Origin of the sequence: Pseudomonas entomophila, from assembly GCF_013523125.1 — a bacterium.
In the GTDB taxonomy this organism is placed as follows: domain Bacteria; phylum Pseudomonadota; class Gammaproteobacteria; order Pseudomonadales; family Pseudomonadaceae; genus Aquipseudomonas; species Aquipseudomonas entomophila_B.
On sequence record NZ_JAAMQJ010000016.1, the window covers coordinates 61,130 to 76,429 of the forward strand.

General features: G+C 65.0%; 17 protein-coding genes. 8 read left to right on the plus strand and 9 right to left on the minus strand.

The window, feature by feature from the left end; translation table 11 throughout:
- Positions 1 to 63 precede the first annotated feature (63 nt).
- Positions 64 to 1,143 (plus strand): 3-deoxy-7-phosphoheptulonate synthase, encoded by a 1,080-nt coding sequence (locus G7007_RS10740; protein WP_181101652.1) that lies wholly within the window; start codon positions 64 to 66, stop codon positions 1,141 to 1,143.
- A gap of 74 nt (positions 1,144 to 1,217) precedes the next feature.
- Here G7007_RS10740 and G7007_RS10745 read toward each other — a convergent pair whose 3' ends face one another.
- Entirely contained in the window at positions 1,218 to 1,499 is a 282-nt protein-coding gene (locus G7007_RS10745) for a GNAT family N-acetyltransferase (RefSeq protein ID WP_181101653.1), read from the minus strand.
- A 486-nt stretch (positions 1,500 to 1,985) separates the two neighbouring features.
- Here G7007_RS10745 and G7007_RS10750 point away from each other — a divergent pair, with 486 nt between their 5' ends.
- Positions 1,986 to 2,240, plus strand: a complete 255-nt coding sequence (locus G7007_RS10750; protein WP_181091169.1) for an Lpp/OprI family alanine-zipper lipoprotein — start codon at positions 1,986 to 1,988, stop codon at positions 2,238 to 2,240.
- A 149-nt stretch (positions 2,241 to 2,389) separates the two neighbouring features.
- Here G7007_RS10750 and G7007_RS10755 read toward each other — a convergent pair whose 3' ends face one another.
- The 3 genes from G7007_RS10755 to G7007_RS10765 all read right to left on the minus strand — a co-directional run bounded on the left by G7007_RS10755 (position 2,390) and on the right by G7007_RS10765 (position 4,419).
- Positions 2,390 to 3,367 (minus strand): L,D-transpeptidase family protein, encoded by a 978-nt coding sequence (locus G7007_RS10755; RefSeq protein ID WP_181101655.1) that lies wholly within the window; start codon positions 3,365 to 3,367, stop codon positions 2,390 to 2,392.
- 106 nt (positions 3,368 to 3,473) lie between these two features.
- Positions 3,474 to 3,755 carry a hypothetical protein gene (locus G7007_RS10760; protein ID WP_181101657.1) on the minus strand — a complete coding sequence of 94 codons (282 nt, stop codon included), beginning with the start codon at positions 3,753 to 3,755 and terminating at the stop codon, positions 3,474 to 3,476.
- Positions 3,756 to 3,813: 58 nt separating this feature from the next.
- Complete coding sequence (locus G7007_RS10765) at positions 3,814 to 4,419, minus strand: arylesterase (RefSeq protein WP_181101659.1); 606 nt, start codon at positions 4,417 to 4,419, stop codon at positions 3,814 to 3,816.
- A 10-nt stretch (positions 4,420 to 4,429) separates the two neighbouring features.
- On the opposite strand from G7007_RS10765, the gene G7007_RS10770 reads away from it, so the two are divergent.
- Together G7007_RS10770 and G7007_RS10775 are read left to right on the plus strand one after the other, a co-directional pair.
- Positions 4,430 to 5,116, plus strand: coding sequence for an ABC transporter ATP-binding protein (locus G7007_RS10770; RefSeq protein ID WP_181101661.1), 687 nt, complete (start codon positions 4,430 to 4,432; stop codon positions 5,114 to 5,116).
- Positions 5,113 to 7,620 carry an ABC transporter permease gene (locus G7007_RS10775; protein WP_181101663.1) on the plus strand — a complete coding sequence of 836 codons (2,508 nt, stop codon included), beginning with the start codon at positions 5,113 to 5,115 and terminating at the stop codon, positions 7,618 to 7,620. The genes G7007_RS10770 and G7007_RS10775 overlap by 4 nt, the downstream gene beginning before the upstream one ends.
- A 59-nt stretch (positions 7,621 to 7,679) precedes the next feature.
- On the opposite strand, the gene greB is transcribed toward G7007_RS10775, so the two are convergent.
- The 3 genes from greB to G7007_RS10790 form a co-directional block, all read right to left on the minus strand.
- A complete protein-coding gene (gene greB / locus G7007_RS10780; RefSeq protein WP_181101665.1) occupies positions 7,680 to 8,156 on the minus strand; it encodes a transcription elongation factor GreB in 477 nt (158 codons plus the stop codon).
- Between the two features lie 28 nt (positions 8,157 to 8,184).
- Positions 8,185 to 8,505, minus strand: a complete 321-nt coding sequence (locus tag G7007_RS10785) for a hypothetical protein (protein WP_181101667.1) — start codon at positions 8,503 to 8,505, stop codon at positions 8,185 to 8,187.
- Between the two features lie 173 nt (positions 8,506 to 8,678).
- Positions 8,679 to 10,043, minus strand: coding sequence for an MltF family protein (locus G7007_RS10790; protein ID WP_181101726.1), 1,365 nt, complete (start codon positions 10,041 to 10,043; stop codon positions 8,679 to 8,681).
- A gap of 281 nt (positions 10,044 to 10,324) precedes the next feature.
- Between G7007_RS10790 and G7007_RS10795 the strand changes: the two genes are divergently transcribed.
- From G7007_RS10795 to G7007_RS10805, 3 genes are all read left to right on the plus strand, one after another.
- Positions 10,325 to 11,131, plus strand: coding sequence for a TatD family hydrolase (locus G7007_RS10795; protein ID WP_181101669.1), 807 nt, complete (start codon positions 10,325 to 10,327; stop codon positions 11,129 to 11,131).
- 86 nt (positions 11,132 to 11,217) lie between these two features.
- Positions 11,218 to 12,696: a methyl-accepting chemotaxis protein gene (locus tag G7007_RS10800; protein ID WP_181101671.1), complete on the plus strand. Its 1,479-nt coding sequence runs from the start codon at positions 11,218 to 11,220 to the stop codon at positions 12,694 to 12,696.
- Positions 12,697 to 12,771: 75 nt separating this feature from the next.
- Positions 12,772 to 12,981 (plus strand): hypothetical protein, encoded by a 210-nt coding sequence (locus tag G7007_RS10805; protein ID WP_181101673.1) that lies wholly within the window; start codon positions 12,772 to 12,774, stop codon positions 12,979 to 12,981.
- Between the two features lie 72 nt (positions 12,982 to 13,053).
- Here the strand turns inward: G7007_RS10805 and G7007_RS10810 are convergent, their stop codons facing one another.
- Together G7007_RS10810 and G7007_RS10815 are read right to left on the minus strand one after the other, a co-directional pair.
- The gene (locus G7007_RS10810) at positions 13,054 to 13,821 is read right to left on the minus strand and encodes a CHAD domain-containing protein (protein WP_181101675.1); all 768 of its coding nucleotides are present in this window, start codon (positions 13,819 to 13,821) and stop codon (positions 13,054 to 13,056) included.
- Between the two features lie 17 nt (positions 13,822 to 13,838).
- Entirely contained in the window at positions 13,839 to 14,117 is a 279-nt protein-coding gene (locus G7007_RS10815) for a hypothetical protein (RefSeq protein WP_060393105.1), read from the minus strand.
- 146 nt (positions 14,118 to 14,263) lie between these two features.
- Here G7007_RS10815 and G7007_RS10820 point away from each other — a divergent pair, with 146 nt between their 5' ends.
- Positions 14,264 to 15,295 (plus strand): patatin-like phospholipase family protein, encoded by a 1,032-nt coding sequence (locus G7007_RS10820; protein ID WP_181101677.1) that lies wholly within the window; start codon positions 14,264 to 14,266, stop codon positions 15,293 to 15,295.
- Positions 15,296 to 15,300 lie beyond the last annotated feature (5 nt).

Genomic DNA, 15,300 nt, shown 5'->3' on the forward strand with positions numbered 1-15,300 from the left:
TCCAGCGGCTGGGCCGCACGGGGTTTGCTGGCGGCCGACGCCCGTGACCTGACGAGTAACACGATGGCTGATTTACCGATCGATGACCTTAACGTCGCTTCCAACGAGACGCTGATCACCCCCGATCAGCTCAAGCGGGAGCTCCCCCTCAGCGCCAGCGCCTTGCAGACCGTGACGGCCGGTCGCGACGTGGTGCGCAACATTCTGGACGGCAAGGATCATCGCCTGTTCGTGGTCGTGGGCCCTTGCTCCATCCACGACATCGACGCGGCGCACGAGTACGCCGAACGTTTGAAAGTGCTGGCCGACGAGGTATCCGACACGCTGTACCTGGTGATGCGTGTGTACTTCGAGAAGCCGCGCACCACCGTCGGCTGGAAAGGCCTGATCAACGACCCGTACCTGGATGACTCGTTCAAGATCCAGGACGGCCTGCACATCGGACGCAAGCTGTTGCTCGACCTGGCCGAGAAAGGTCTGCCGACCGCCACCGAAGCGCTTGACCCGATCTCGCCGCAGTACCTGCAGGACCTGATCAGCTGGTCGGCCATCGGCGCCCGCACCACCGAATCGCAGACGCACCGTGAGATGGCCTCGGGTCTGTCTTCGGCGGTGGGCTTCAAGAACGGCACCGACGGCGGCCTGACCGTGGCGATCAACGCCTTGCAGTCGGTCTCCAAACCGCACCGTTTCCTGGGCATCAACCAGGAAGGTGGCGTCTCGATCGTCACCACCAAGGGCAACGCCTACGGGCACGTGGTGCTGCGTGGCGGCAATGGCAAGCCCAACTACGATTCGGTCAGCGTCGCCCTGTGCGAGCAGGACCTGGCCAAGGCCAGGATCAAGGCCAACATCATGGTCGACTGCAGCCACGCCAACTCCAACAAAGACCCGGCCTTGCAGCCACTGGTCATGGACAACGTGGCCAACCAGATCGTCGAAGGCAATCGGTCGATCATCGGCTTGATGGTCGAAAGTCACCTGAACTGGGGCTGCCAGTCGATCCCCAAGGACCTGTCCGAGCTCCAGTATGGCGTGTCGGTGACCGATGCCTGCATCGACTGGTCCGCGACGGAAAAAGCCTTGCGCAGCATGCGCGACAAGCTCAAGGATGTACTGCCGCATCGTCAGCGCGGTGAGTGATTGATACCGATGAGCGCGAAGGCGTCCGGCCCTGCCGGGCGCCTTGGAGGACGCTCAGGTCACGCCAGCGCCGATCAGGTCTTGTGCACCTGGCGCTGATGCCGCTCCATGTATCGCTCGACGTACGAACACGAAGGAATGACGGTGTAACCCATCTGCTCGGCGTAGGCCAACGCCTGCTCGGTGAGGGCCGCTGCGATGCCGCGTCCGCGCAACGCGTTGGGCACGAAGGTCCGGTAGATGTCCAAGGTCTGCTTGCCCAGGTCCATGTACGTCAGGTAGGCACGATGACCGTCCACGCTGGTTTCGAATTGATGACCGGCCTGGTCATGGTGAATGGTCAGCGCTTCGTTCATTGCAACTCCTAGTAGGCCCTTGCCTAGACCTTTTCTTGATCGACTGTGCATTCGACCTGCACCACACTCGGGAAATCACGCTTCGTACAGGCGTCGTTCCAGCAGCAGTGGGCAAGCTTTCCTGATAGTAAGCGCGTGGGACGAGGTTGCTCAAGCGGCAACCTCTCGAAATGACAGAATGACGTCAGCCGTGCGATCAACAGGCCATGTAGACGAAAAGAAAGTGACAGTAGGAAGACCAACAAAACCCGACATGAAATGAGCAAGTTGGTTCCAGGAAAAGTTGCGTTTTTATGCACGCTTTTGACGTCGACCATGGCACCCCAAGAGTGACCGACACAGGCCTTGGAGGACATACCCTTTTTTTCACATTTCTTGCGCAATGTCCGTTTACTTACTACAAGTAATGAGTAGTATGTACGACGGCCAGTTTCTCTTTTGCGAGAGATGGCTACTTACTAGATTAAAGTCCTTGAGGGGAACACGATGAACAATGCTCTGAAATTCTCTGCTCTGGCTCTGGCCGCCGTCCTGGCAACCGGTTGCAGCAGCAGCCACACCAAAGAAAGCGAAGCCCGCCTGACCGCTACCGAAGACGCTGCCGCTCGCGCCCAGGCACGTGCCGACGAAGCCTACCGCAAAGCCGACGACGCCATGGCTGCTGCTCAGAAAGCTCAGCAGACCGCTGACGAAGCCAACGAGCGCGCCCTGCGCATGCTGGACAAAGCCAGCCGCAAGTAAGCATCCTCAGGGATTGAAAAAAGGCCGACCCCCACAGGGGGCCGGCCTTTTTTCATGGCGGGCCTGGGCTCGTTCGACCAGGCCATGCCGACTGGGATCGCTTGCCGACCTGTTCACACGCCGACAAGCGCCAGGGACCGACACCGCCTTCAGCGTAGCTCGTCAGGTATGTCCGATACCTTCGCCGTCGACTGCGAGGCATCGAGGGGTGTGGCGATCTCGACCGGCAGACCATCTTCGGCAGCCAGCACGTCCCTCACCTTGTCCCAGTCCATGCGTACGTGCTGGGTCAGGTCGTCACGTTTGAGCAAGGTGTTGACCAATGCCGTGTGCGTGTCGACGACCGAAGGATCGCCATGGTCATCCAGCGGCGTGTGCGCTTCCAGGTACACGGCGCCTGCATGCTTGCCGAACTTGTAAGGCTCATTGATGATACGCACCGGCGTGCCGACCGGTACGCGTTCGGAAAGTTCCAGTACATTATTATTGAACATGCGGAAACAGCCATGGCTGGTGCGCATGCCGATGCCAAACTTCTTGTTGGAACCGTGGATCAAGTAACCGGGTAACCCGAGGGTGAACTTGAACGGTCCGAGCGGATTGTCGGGTCCTGCCGGCACCACGGCCGGCAGGATATCGCCGTCGGCGGCATGTTCGGCGCGAATCGAGGCCGGTGGGGTCCAGGTCGGATTGGGCGTCTTGGCGATAATCTTGGTCGTCGCGATCGGCGAGCCCCATCCTTCGCGCCCGATCCCCAGCGGGTAGGTGTGCACGACGGGCTCGTCCTTGGGGAAGTAGTACATACGGTACTCGGCCAGGTTGATCACGATGCCCTCCCGTGGCCCTGGAGGCAGGATGAAACGCGTCGGCAACACGATTTCAGTGCCGGCGCCCGGCAACCAGGGGTCCACGCCCGGGTTGGCCGCGATCATTTCCAGGTAGCCCAGGTCATTGGCCGTCCCAAGGTCGGCGAACGTGTCTTCGTATTTGGCCTTGATCACCTGGACCTGGCCGACGATGTCCTCACCAGGCGGCGGCAGCGGTAACTCCAACGCCACCGCAGGTCCTGTGGCCAGCAAGGCGGCCAGGGAGAGGCAACGCGCGACGGCGGGAAATTGCTGCAACATCCGGTAAATCCTTCGTCAGGGAGGGCAAGAGCGTCGATTGTATACCGGCGTACAAGCCCTCGGCATGGAACACGGCCAGGTTAGCCATTGAGATGATCAACGGCGGTCAGAGTTCCGGCCAGACGGGTCGCGTGCCTCGCCGCTGGGCGTCAAGAATGGCCTTGCACAGCGGACACAGGCGGCTGTCACGGTGTACCGTCGGGGGGACGGACGACCAACGCGGCTGCGCTGGCAGCAGCCCTCCACATAACGTACGGTCGACCGGTGCACCCAGTTCCAGCTGGCGAGCGATGAGGTGCACGCGCACTTCCTGACAAGCGAACAGGTCGAGCTGATCGTCAGGCTCGATCAACTGGTAGGCATGAAGGGACCAGGCAGGGCGCGGCATCAAGGTGTTCCAGAGCGGGGGGCGCCACATTAGCCGAAAGCCGCCCCCGATAAAAGCGTCAGAGCAGCGGTTTTATCACCGGCCAGGCGTTTTCCAGCAGCCGCTGCTGAGCGCCCTGGGCAGGATGAATCCCATCGGCCTGCATCAGGCTCGGCACCCCGCCGACCCCTTCCAGGAAGAACGGCACCAGCGGTACCGATTTCTGCCGGGCCAGGTCCTCGTAGACCCGTGCGAAGGCCGTGGTATAACGCACGCCATAGTTGGGCGGCAGACGCATGCCGAGCAGCACCACCTTGGCGCCCGCGGCACGTGCCGCATCGATCATGTGGCCCAGGTTCTTCTCCAGCTGCCGGGGCGGCTGCCCACGCAGGCCATCGTTGCCGCCCAGTTCCACCACCACCAGGGTCGGCGCATGCCTGGACAGCAGGGCTGGCAGACGCGCTTGCCCGCCAGCGCTGGTGTCACCGCTGATCGAGGCATTGACCACCTGGTCCTTGAAACCCTCGGCCTGCACCCGCTGTCGCAACAGGGACACCCAACCGTGTTCAGGATCCAGGCCGAAGCCGGCACTGATGCTGTCACCGACCACCAGGACGGTGCCGGCCATCGCGCTCTGGGCCAGGCAGCACGCTGCAAGACCGATACTCATCCACCACCTTCGCATTGGAATCTCCATGGTCCCCAGCATTCTCGTTGCCCAGCACCTTAGCAAAGTGGTCCCCAGCGCGGAAGGCGACCTCACCATTCTGCACGCGCTGTCCCTGTCGCTCGACCAGGGCGACAGCCTGGCCATCGTCGGGGCCTCGGGCTCGGGCAAATCCACGCTCCTCGGGCTGCTGGCCGGCCTCGACCAGCCAACGAGCGGCACGGTGGTGCTGGCCGGTCATGACCTGGGGCCGCTCGACGAGGACCAGCGGGCCAAGGTGCGTGCCGAGCATGTCGGCTTCGTGTTCCAGTCGTTCCAGTTGCTCGACAGCCTCGACGCGCTGGAGAACGTCATGCTGCCCATGGAGCTCGAAGGCCGCAGCGACGCACGCGAACAGGCCCGCGCCTTGCTCGAGCGCGTCGGCCTGGGGCAGCGTCTGACCCACTCGCCCCGCCAACTGTCGGGAGGCGAACAGCAACGGGTGGCGATTGCACGGGCCTTCGCGGCACAGCCCTCGGTGCTGTTCGCCGATGAGCCGACCGGCAATCTGGACAGCCAGACGGGCGAACGCATCAGCGACTTGTTGTTCGAGCTCAACCAGGAGCGCGGCACGACCCTGGTGCTGGTCACCCATGACGGGCGGCTGGCGCAACGCTGCCGACGCTCGATTCGTCTGGAAGGCGGCCAACTGGTCACCGAGCAGGCGCCACGATGAGCGGGGTTCCGTTTTCTCGACTGTGCCGCCTGGCCCTGCGCCAGGTCTGGCGCGATGCGCGCACCCATGAGGTCCGCGTGCTGTTCTTCGCCTTGCTGGTGGCCGTCGCCGCCAGCACCGCCATCGGTTACTTCGGCGCGCGCCTCAATGGCGCCATGCAACTGCGCGCCACCGAGTTTCTGGGGGCCGACCTGGTGCTGCAAGGGTCTTCGCCAGCGACGCAGACACAGCAGGGCATCGGGCGTGCGTCGGGCCTGACCGCTGCCCAGGTGGTCGAGTTCGCCAGCGTGGTGGCCTCGGACCAGGGTATTCAGCTGTCCAGCATCAAGGCCGTCGATGAAGCCTACCCGTTACGTGGCCAGGTGCGCAGTGCTGCAGCGCCCTATGCGCCGGAGACGCCGGGGGGCGGCCCGGCGCCGGGCGAAGCGTGGGTGGAAGCCCGTCTCCTGGCGGCCCTGGACCTGGCCATCGGCGAGCGCATCGACGTTGGCCAGAAGACGCTGCGCATTGCGCGGGTCCTGACCTACGAGCCGGATCGCGCAGGCAACTTCTATAGCTTGACGCCACGCGTACTGATCAATCTGAAGGACCTCGAGGCCACGGGCGTGATCCAGCCCGGAAGCCGTGTGACCTACCGTGACTTGTGGCGTGGCGACCCAACGGCGCTGAGCCAGTACCGTACCCAGCTCGAACCGACCTTGGGCGCCAACCAGCGCCTGCGCGATACGCGCGATGGCAATCAGCAGATCGGCGGCGCCCTGGGCAAGGCCGAGCGCTACCTGAACATGGCCAGCCTGGTGGCGGTCTTGCTGGCAGGCGTGGCCGTCGCCCTGTCGGCCAGCCGCTATGCGGCGCGACGACTCGACGCCAGTGCCCTGCTGCGTTGCCTGGGGCTCTCGCGTCGTGAGGCGTTGAGCCTGTTCTGCCTGCAGTTGGCCGTGCTGGGTCTGGTGGCGGCGTGTACAGGCGCCCTCCTCGGCTGGTTGGCGCAACTGGGACTGTTCCGATTGCTGCAAGGGCTGTTGCCGCCTGACGTACCGGCCGGTGGCCTGGCCCCTGCCCTGGCAGGCATGGGCACGGGGCTGGTGGCGTTGGCGGGGTTCGCCCTGCCGCCCCTGGCTGCCCTGGGCCGCGTCCCGCCCCTGCGCGTGCTGCGCCGTGACCTGCTGCCGGTGCCGGTCAGCAGTTGGCTGGTGTACGGCACGGCGCTGCTGGCCCTGGGCCTGATCATGTGGCGGCTGAGCCTCGACCTGCTGCTCACGTTCGCGCTGCTAGGGGGCGGCCTGGTCGCGGCAGGGCTGCTCGGTGGGCTGCTCCTGCTGGGCTTGCGCGGTGTACGTCGCCTGCTAGGCGATGCGCCGCTGGCCTGGCGACTGGGCCTGGGCCAGTTGCTGCGCCACCCCCTGTCGGCCGCCGGACAAGCCCTGGCCTTCGGATTGATCCTGATGGCCATGGCCCTGGTCGCCTTGCTGCGTGGCGAGTTGCTCGACAACTGGCAGGCGCAGTTGCCTGAAGACGCACCGAACCATTTCGCGCTGAACATCCTGCCGGAAGAGCGCGAACCCTTCGTCCGGCACCTGGCCTCCATCGGCGCCACGGCTGCCCCGCTCTACCCGGTCATGCCGGGACGCCTGGTGGCTATCAACGATCAGCCGGTACGCGAACGCGTGGCCGAGGACTCCACGGGCGGACGTGCCGTCCAACGCGATCTGAGCCTGACCTGGTCCGCCGACCTGCCCGCCGGCAATGAAGTGACCGAAGGCCAGTGGTGGCAGGCCGCGCCGATGCCTGGCGCGGTGCCTGGCGTGTCGGTGGAAGCCGAACTGGCCCGCAGCCTGGCGCTGAAGCTGGGCGACGTGCTGCGCTTCGACATCGGTGGCGAGCTGCGCCAGGCCCAGGTCAGCAGCATGCGCTCGGTGCATTGGGACAACTTCCAGCCCAACTTCTACATGATCTTCCAGCCCGACACCCTGCAAGGGCTGCCTGCCACCTACCTCACCAGCTTCCACCTGGCGCCCGGGCACGATCAGGCCGTGGTGACGCTGTCGCGCGCCTTCCCGGCGGTCACGCTGTTGCAAGTCGATGCCTTGCTCGAGCAGTTGCGCAGCATCCTCAAGCAGGTGACGCTGGCCGTGGAGTTCGTCCTGTTGTTCGTCCTGGCGGCCGGGCTGGCCGTGCTGTTCGCGGGCCTGCAAGCGACCTTGGACGAACGCATTCGCCAGGGCGCCCTGCTGCGCGCTCTGGGCGCCAGACGCACGCTGCTGGTGACCGCTCGGCGCATCGAGTTCGGACTATTGGGCGCCGTGAGCGGCCTGCTGGCGGCGCTCGGCTGCGAGTTGATCACCCTGGTGCTGTACCGCTTCGCCTTCGCCCTGCCCTGGGCACCGCACCCGGGGTTGCTGGCGCTGCCGCTGTTCGGTGCGCTTCTGGTCGGCGCCGCGGGCATCGTGGGCACGCGACGGGCATTGACGGCCAGCCCCTTGACCGTCTTGCGAGAATCCTGAGGGGCGACGCCAGCCCTCTGCACGCTGGGCGCCGAGGCCCAGTGTGCATCACCGTCGCTTCATGGCACGTCGTACCAGATCCGATTGACGTACCAAGTCGCCTCCCCGGTCGGGGTCTGCACCACCACTTCATCGTCCACCCCTTTCTTGAGCAGCGCACGGGCCATGGGCGAGTCGATGGAGATGTAGTCGTTACGCCCGTGGATCTCGTCGTAGCCGACGACACGAAAGGTCAGGATCTGCCCCTCGTCATTCTCGATCTCAACCCAGGCGCCGAAGTAGACCTTGCCTTCCTGCTCCGGCGCGTAGGCGACCACCTTGACGTCTTCCAGGCGCTTGCGCAGGTAGCGCACCCGGCGGTCGATCTCGCGCAGCAGCTTCTTGTTGTACTGGTAGTCGGCGTTCTCGCTGCGATCGCCCAGCGAGGCGGCCCAGGCCACCTTCTGGGTGATCTCGGGGCGGTACACGCGCCACAGGTGGTCGAGCTCCTGCTTGAGGGCCAGATGACCGGCGGTGGTGATGATGTTGGTGCTCACACAGGGCTCCTTACAGTCGCGACCGGGCTCAGCCGCGGGTGATCAACCCTTGCCGCGCGATACGGGTCAGGTGACCGATGATCTCGCCGGCCTCGCGGCCCACGGGCGCCTGCACCACCGCCAGGTCGAACTGATCGTCCGCATGGCTGGACAAGTCCTGCCCGACGTCGGCGAACTGGATCAGGAACGCCCGTGCCTGGCCCTTGCGCCGGGACAGACCGTCGAGGTGGCGCAGCAAGGTCGGCTGGTGATGGCCGCCCAACAGGATACGTGGGGTGCGCGTGGGAGAGGCCTTGGCCAGGGGGCTCAGGCAGACGCTGGTGCGTGGGCAGCTGGATGAATGACTCATGATGCGTTCTCCGCCTCGCCAATCTCGCTGGGCAGCGGTGGGAGGCGTCACCGAACCAGCGCTTTAGCGGTATTTCGGACTGGCACGTGGCGTGTCCCGCGCCCCGCAAGTAGCTGTTTAAATCGGCGCGATCGCTATGCTAGAGCGACCTGCGACGGTTTACAAGCCTTGACTCAGCGGCGCACGGTGCGCTCGAGCGAGGAGCGCTCGCGATCGAAGGCGAGGTAGTACTTGTTGATGCTGTTGACGAAGTTGACCGGCCCCATGCCGACCTGCTCCATGGCGATGCGCTCGGTCTGGAAGAACCACTGGTTGCCATTGAGCCCACGCCGGCGCGCTTCGGCGCGCATGGCCTGGACGCGCTCAGGACCCAGGTTGTAGGCCGCCAGGGTGAAGGCCATGCGCTCGCGCTCGTTGAGCTGTTTGCTGGAGAAGAACGTGCGCTGCAGCAACGCGAGGTAGCGCGCACTGGCCTTGACGTTGCCATCCACCGTGGCGGTGTCGCGCACCCCTACCCGTCGCGCGGCGGACGGCGTGATCTGCATCAGGCCATGGGCGCCCCCGGACCCTTGTGCGGCGGGGTTGAGGGTCGATTCCTTGAAGGCCAGGGCGGCCAGGTTCAGCCAGTCCATGTCCTGGGCGGCCGCATGCTTCTGCAACACCGGACGTACCGTCTCCAGCCGACGGCGCTGGGCCAGTGGGTCGTGCACACGGTACTGGCGCTTGTACAGACGCTCGAACAACGCATCCCGGTTCTTGGGCGGTTGGTAGCCCTTCAGAAAGCCGTCGACCGCCGCCTGCAGGGCAGGTGCATCCTGGCGCACGTACCAGCGCATGGCGCGCGGTGGCGCCAGTTTCAGCCGTCCGTTCAGGCGCAGGCGAGGCATCACCCGTGCCCACCGCTGCGCGATGGGGCGCTCGACGATGGTCAACGGGTAGATGCCCGCCTGAACCATTTCCAGCACATCCTCCACCGCCAGGCTCGGGTCGACCCATTCGACCTTGATGGGTGCGCGCTTGCGCCTGGCAAGGTCCTGGTTGATCGCGCGCAGGACGGGACCTGCCGCACTGCCGGTGGTCAAGGCGATGGTCTTGCCCGACAGCTGATCCAGACGTGTGAAGCTGCGCCCACCCTTGCGCCCGACCAGTTGCAAGATCACCCCGTCGGTCACAGGCACCGTCGCGGCAAGGCCTTGGCTCAGGGTGGGATCGAGCAGTTCACCCGGCGCGGCCAGATCGCCCTCGCCGCGCTTCAGGGCAGCCAGCAGCTGCTCCTTGGCACGCGGAATGACTTTCACGTGGACGGGACGGCCTGCCGGCTGACGCGCGTTGAGGTAGTGCTCCAGTGCACGCAGCCGATGGTACTCGACCCCCACGGGCTCGCCCTTGACCTGGCCTGAACTGTTGCGGCTCTGGTTCACCAGCACACGCAAGACCTGGCTCGTCTGCACCTGTTTCAGGTCACGCGCCTTGGTGGGCGTCGCGTGCTGAGCAGGACCACTGACTTGGGCCAGCGCAGGGAACGCCATCAGCGCCATGAGCACGGCGAACACACCGCCTCGCAGGGCAGTGGCAGGTGACTCACAGGTCCAGCGGCGCGAACTCCCGGACATAAGCGACCATTGTCGTCGAATGAAGGCTAAGAGACCTCGGCAATGCCAGCAAGTTCGAGGATCTGCACCCACGGGTTCAGGTTACCCGACACGCGGTGCGTCACTGGGAAGGTGTGCGGCGGGGTCCGCAGGTTGTCGACAAGCCCCTTTGCGGCTTAGCCTAACGCGGTTCCCGCACGCATTTTTCTTCTCAAAGGCCTGGATTCATGCAACTGATCGACATCGGCGTCAACCTTACCCACAGCAGCTTCGATGATCGCCACGCCGAGGTACTGGAGCGGGCGCTCGACGCGGGCGTGGTACAAATGGTCGTGACGGGGACGAGCCTTCCGGTCAGCGAACAGTCGCTGGCCTTGTGCGAACGCTGGGACGAGACCGGCCAACGGCTGTTCGCCACGGCAGGGGTCCACCCCCATGAGGCCAGCGAGTGGACGGTCGACAGCGAGCGTCGACTGCGGGCACTGCTGCAGCACGACAGGGTCAAGGCGGTCGGTGAATGCGGCCTGGACTTCAACCGCGACTTTTCACCGCGGCCACAGCAGGAGAAAGCCTTCGAAGCCCAACTGGCCTTGGCAGTGGCGCTGGGCTTGCCGGTTTTCCTGCATGAACGCGATGCCAGCGCACGGATGCTGGCGATCCTGAAGGCCTATCGCGACCACCTGCCGGCCGCCGTGGTGCATTGCTTCACCGGAGAGCGGCAGGCGCTGTTCGCCTACCTGGACCTGGACCTGCACATCGGCCTCACTGGGTGGATCTGCGACGAGCGCCGTGGCACGCACCTGCACCCGTTGGTCGGCAGTATTCCCCAGGATCGGTTAATGCTGGAAAGCGATGCGCCTTACCTGCTGCCACGCAGCCTGCGCCCCAAGCCCAAGCATGGACGCAACGAGCCGGCCTTTCTCCCGGAGGTGCTCAATGAAGTGGCGCGTCACCGAGGTGAATCCCCTGCCCGACTGGCCCAACGGAGCACCGCGTGTGCCCGCGCCTTCTTTGGGCTGCCGGCTATCGATTGATTCAGGTCAACGCCCAGGGCGCAGGGCTTGGGCAAGATGATGGCACCTTGCCCATACTCTTGTCGTCACTTCAGAGACCCCCTGCCATGCGTGTCCGGCTCGACAACCTTTCCTTGAAATACAAATTCTGGGCCGTCAACGCGGTGGCGTTCTTTACCACGCTGCTGCTGGTGCTGTTCGCGCTCCATACCGAGCAGCAAGGCCGTATCGATTCGCTGCGTCAGGCGCTGCATGCCCAGGCCGAGCTGGCGAGCCAATGGCCCCGTGGTCAGCCACTGCCCGAGCAGCACGGTCGGGTCGTCTGGACGACAGGCGAAACCCCGACGCTGGCCGGGCGCACACTGGCGTTGCCCACTGCCGCACAAGGCTGGGTCACGCTGCCCAGCGCCTGGGTACTGGGCAACCACCCGCACGTCGGCGCCTATGTGACGTGTCAGGACGAACGCTGTCAAGCCTGGCTGGCCGACGTACCGAGCCTGCGTCAGTTGCTGATGGCGCGCGCCGGGCAGTATGCGCTGTGTGTCACCCTGCTGATGCTGGTCATGCTCGCCGCTTCGCAACTGCTGATCCGCTTCCTGCTCGGGCGACTCGACACGCTCAAGGCCGTCATGCTGCAGGCCCAGCACACGGGCGATTTGAGCGCACGCGTGCCGGTGGCGGGCGGTGACGAGATCGGGCAGATGGCTGCGGCCTTCAATGCCATGCAGGCGAGCTATCACCAGGTGGTCGGCACCGTCGCGCACACCGCACGCGAACTGGACGCCAACGCCAGGCGGCTCGCGGACAGCATGGTGGAGGTGCGTCGGGGCATGTTGGGGCAACAGGGCGAAACCGACCAGGCAGCCACTGCCATCAATCAGATGTCCGCGACCGTGCATCACATTGCCGAGCATGCCGGGGCCACCCGCGATCTGTCGCAGTCCACCGATACCCTGGCAGTCAACGGCAAGGCCGTGGTGGACAGTGTGCAGGATGCGATCGCCGGCTTGTCCAGCGGTGTGCAGCAGACCGCCGAGACGATTCGACGACTGGCCGATGACAGCCAGACGATCAACGGTGTGGTCAGCGTCATCCACAGCATCGCCGAACAGACCAACCTACTGGCGCTCAATGCTGCCATCGAGGCCGCACGCGCAGGCGACCTGGGGCGTGGGTTCGCCGTGGTGGCCGACGAAGTGCGCCACCTGGCCAAACGTGTGCAAGCCTCGACCGACCAGATCACCGGCATGGTGTTCACCCTGCAGGCAGGCACACGCGATGCGGTGGAATTCATGCAGGAAAGCTCGCTCAAGGCGGACGACTGCGTGCGTCAGGCGCAGGACGCCAGTTCGGCCCTCGCCCAGATCGCCGGGGCCGTGGCCCAGATGCGCGAGAACACCACGCAGATCGCGGTGGCCGCCGCGCAGCAGAGCCAGGCCGCAGAAGAGATGAACCGTGCGGTGGTCAGTATCCGTGACGTGACCGAAGACACGACGCGCCAGGCCACCACCTCGACCACCGACAGCGTGGCGCTGGCCGACCTGGCCGGCACGCTGCACCAGGCCATCGGCCGACTCACCCTATAACGGCCATAGCCACGCTCGATTGGCCTGACTCAAGGCACCGCACTAGGCTGAACAGGTAACCTTGAGGAGATGCCCATGACCAAACGACTGCTCGAACTTGCCGGCTGGCACGCACGCCTGGATTCACGACCTGAGGCAGTCAGCCCTGCCCCCCACCAGATCGCCGTGCCCCTGTTCGTGATCGGTGCGCTGCTAGCCCTCAGCGGCCTATTGGGAATGGACGCCTCGCAAGGGGCACTGGGCGCGATCACTCTGGGCGCTGGCTGGGCCCTGCAGCGCCGCTGAGCACTCATCTGACCGAGGCGCTCATCCGTAGCGTGCCGATAGCTGCCTAGCCAGGGTAACCGCTGGCTGCGCTCAACGCTTTTTCAGGGCCTTGCCCAAGCGCATCAGTGTCTTATCCGCGCGCCGTTGCGCCGCTTCCAGCTCCTGCTGCCAATCTGCCTTGAGCATCGTCAGGTCAGCCTGCTGGTCTGCCTGGAGCAACCACTGCACGCGATCGTGCCACTCCCCCAGATCCTGCTGTCCCTGCTTGAGCAGACGGCGCAGTGCGTTGCCTGCATGGTCGAGTTGCGGGTAGGCCTCTTCGGCGTAGCGTACCCGCTTGATCAACAAGCGCACGCGGTGCCGATCATGGGCAGGATCCTGCACGGCGTTCTCGAGCTTGCGCCATTGCTTGCGCAGACGCTCATCCACCCGTCGATGCAGGCCACTGACCACGCCTTCACGGTCTGCGGCACGCAGGAAACCTGGAAAGGCATCCAGAATCGCCAGCGTGCGCGTCAACGGCGCGCTGTCGGCGACGCTGGCGAATGTCCGCGCCCTGCCCTCCAGGCGGCGCTGCCCGGCGGCCAGATGCCCTCGTTCGATGAGTTCTGCGCCCATCACTTCGCGGTCACGCAGCGGCGTCGTCAACGTCCCCAGCGCCTTGGCAGCGTCTTCCAACTCCTGCACACCTGGCAAGCCACGCAAGGGACGCAACAGGCTGCGCAGGCGACGCACGCTGGTGCGCAGGTCGTGCAGGGCTTCGCTGTCGGTATCGGCGCGCAGACGCTGCCGGCAGGCGTGCAGGCGCACGTGCACGGCAAGCACACGGGCCACTACATGATCGAGCATCGCAGACATGGCATTCTCTCCTGGGCTCAACGCCCTGCACGGGACTCACGGATGTAGAAACGCGCCTTCTCGGCCTTGCGCGAACAACCGCGGAAGGCTTCGAACTGTTGCTGGGTCTTGGCCCCGGTCAACAGCGACAGCGCCTTGGAGTAGCTGACCGTGCCCGCCAGCCCTTCGGCCTTGGCGATGTCGAGCTCTTTCCAAGCCGCATCCAATTGGGTGGCGCAACTGTCACGGTATGCCGTCTTGCCGGCACATCCGGTCAGTGCCAAGGCCAGCAGCGGCAAGCAGATCCAGGCTTTCATGGGTGGGTCCTCGGGTGTCTGGGGTGGATGGCTGTTCGACGGCCACAGGCCGGGAAAGTGCCTTTTCACAGGCTGAGACACATCGGGATTGAAGCGCCTCGACCGGCGGTGCATTGTGCATAAAAACACCAGGGTGGGGAGCGGACATGGGCAAACGTGTAGCACTGGTATTGGGGTCTGGCGGTGCCCGGGGGTATGCCCATATAGGCGTCATCGAAGAACTCGAACGACGCGGCTATGAGATCGCCTGCATCGCCGGGTGCTCGATGGGGGCCGTCGTCGGCGGTATCTATGCAGCGGGCAAGCTCGATGTCTACAGGCAGTGGATCGAAAGCCTGGACTACCTGGACGTGCTGCGCCTGGTGGACGTGAGCTTTCGTCTCGGCGCGATCCGCGGCGACAAGGTGTTCGGCCAGATTCGCAAGATCGTCGGCGAGCTCGACATCGAACAGTTGCGCATCCCCTACACCGCCGTGGCCACCGACCTGACCCATCAACAGGAAGTCTGGTTCCAGGAAGGCTGCCTGCACCAGGCCATGCGCGCTTCAGCCGCGATCCCCAGCCTGTTCACACCCGTCGTGCAGGGCAACCGCGTACTGGTCGATGGCGGTATCCTCAACCCTTTGCCCATCGTGCCGGTGGTATCGAGCCATTGCGACCTGATCGTGGCTGTCAATCTGAACGCGACCCACCCCACGTCCTATCAACTGCCGGTCATCGAACGACCGGCGGCTTTCAGGCAACGCTTCGACAGCCTGGTCACGTCGCTGGGCGCGCGTCTGCCCTTCCGGCGCAAACCGGCCGAGCAGTTGATCCAGATCGAGCGCGAGATCATCGCCGAAGGCCTGGCAGCGACCAACCCCTGGCTGGCCGAAGGTCGGGTCGCCACACGGACGTCGAGCGGCGACGACCGAGGCGCGCCCAAGTCGGCCACTGGGTCGTTCGTCGTCGATGCCGTGGGGCCGGCTTCCCTGCTGGACTTGATCAACCAGAGCTTCGAGGTCATGCAAACGTCGCTGGCGCAGTACAAGATGGCCGGCTATCCGCCTGACGTGGTGATCGACGTGCCCCGGCGTGTCTGTCGCTTCTTCGAGTTCTACAAGGCACCGGAGCTGATCGCCCTCGGCCGGCAGATCGCCCGTGACAGCCTGGATGCCCATGAACGTCCCCAGCACTGACGGCA

Coding starts and splice junctions, on each gene's coding strand:
- G7007_RS10740 (WP_181101652.1), top strand. CDS start 64: ATGGCTGATTTACCGATCGATGACCTTAACGTCGCTTCCAACGAGACG.
- G7007_RS10745 (WP_181101653.1), bottom strand. CDS start 1,499: ATGAACGAAGCGCTGACCATTCACCATGACCAGGCCGGTCATCAATTC.
- G7007_RS10750 (WP_181091169.1), top strand. CDS start 1,986: ATGAACAATGCTCTGAAATTCTCTGCTCTGGCTCTGGCCGCCGTCCTG.
- G7007_RS10755 (WP_181101655.1), bottom strand. CDS start 3,367: ATGTTGCAGCAATTTCCCGCCGTCGCGCGTTGCCTCTCCCTGGCCGCC.
- G7007_RS10760 (WP_181101657.1), bottom strand. CDS start 3,755: ATGCCGCGCCCTGCCTGGTCCCTTCATGCCTACCAGTTGATCGAGCCT.
- G7007_RS10765 (WP_181101659.1), bottom strand. CDS start 4,419: ATGCGAAGGTGGTGGATGAGTATCGGTCTTGCAGCGTGCTGCCTGGCC.
- G7007_RS10770 (WP_181101661.1), top strand. CDS start 4,430: ATGGTCCCCAGCATTCTCGTTGCCCAGCACCTTAGCAAAGTGGTCCCC.
- G7007_RS10775 (WP_181101663.1), top strand. CDS start 5,113: ATGAGCGGGGTTCCGTTTTCTCGACTGTGCCGCCTGGCCCTGCGCCAG.
- G7007_RS10785 (WP_181101667.1), bottom strand. CDS start 8,505: ATGAGTCATTCATCCAGCTGCCCACGCACCAGCGTCTGCCTGAGCCCC.
- G7007_RS10790 (WP_181101726.1), bottom strand. CDS start 10,043: ATGGCGCTGATGGCGTTCCCTGCGCTGGCCCAAGTCAGTGGTCCTGCT.
- G7007_RS10795 (WP_181101669.1), top strand. CDS start 10,325: ATGCAACTGATCGACATCGGCGTCAACCTTACCCACAGCAGCTTCGAT.
- G7007_RS10800 (WP_181101671.1), top strand. CDS start 11,218: ATGCGTGTCCGGCTCGACAACCTTTCCTTGAAATACAAATTCTGGGCC.
- G7007_RS10805 (WP_181101673.1), top strand. CDS start 12,772: ATGACCAAACGACTGCTCGAACTTGCCGGCTGGCACGCACGCCTGGAT.
- G7007_RS10810 (WP_181101675.1), bottom strand. CDS start 13,821: ATGTCTGCGATGCTCGATCATGTAGTGGCCCGTGTGCTTGCCGTGCAC.
- G7007_RS10815 (WP_060393105.1), bottom strand. CDS start 14,117: ATGAAAGCCTGGATCTGCTTGCCGCTGCTGGCCTTGGCACTGACCGGA.
- G7007_RS10820 (WP_181101677.1), top strand. CDS start 14,264: ATGGGCAAACGTGTAGCACTGGTATTGGGGTCTGGCGGTGCCCGGGGG.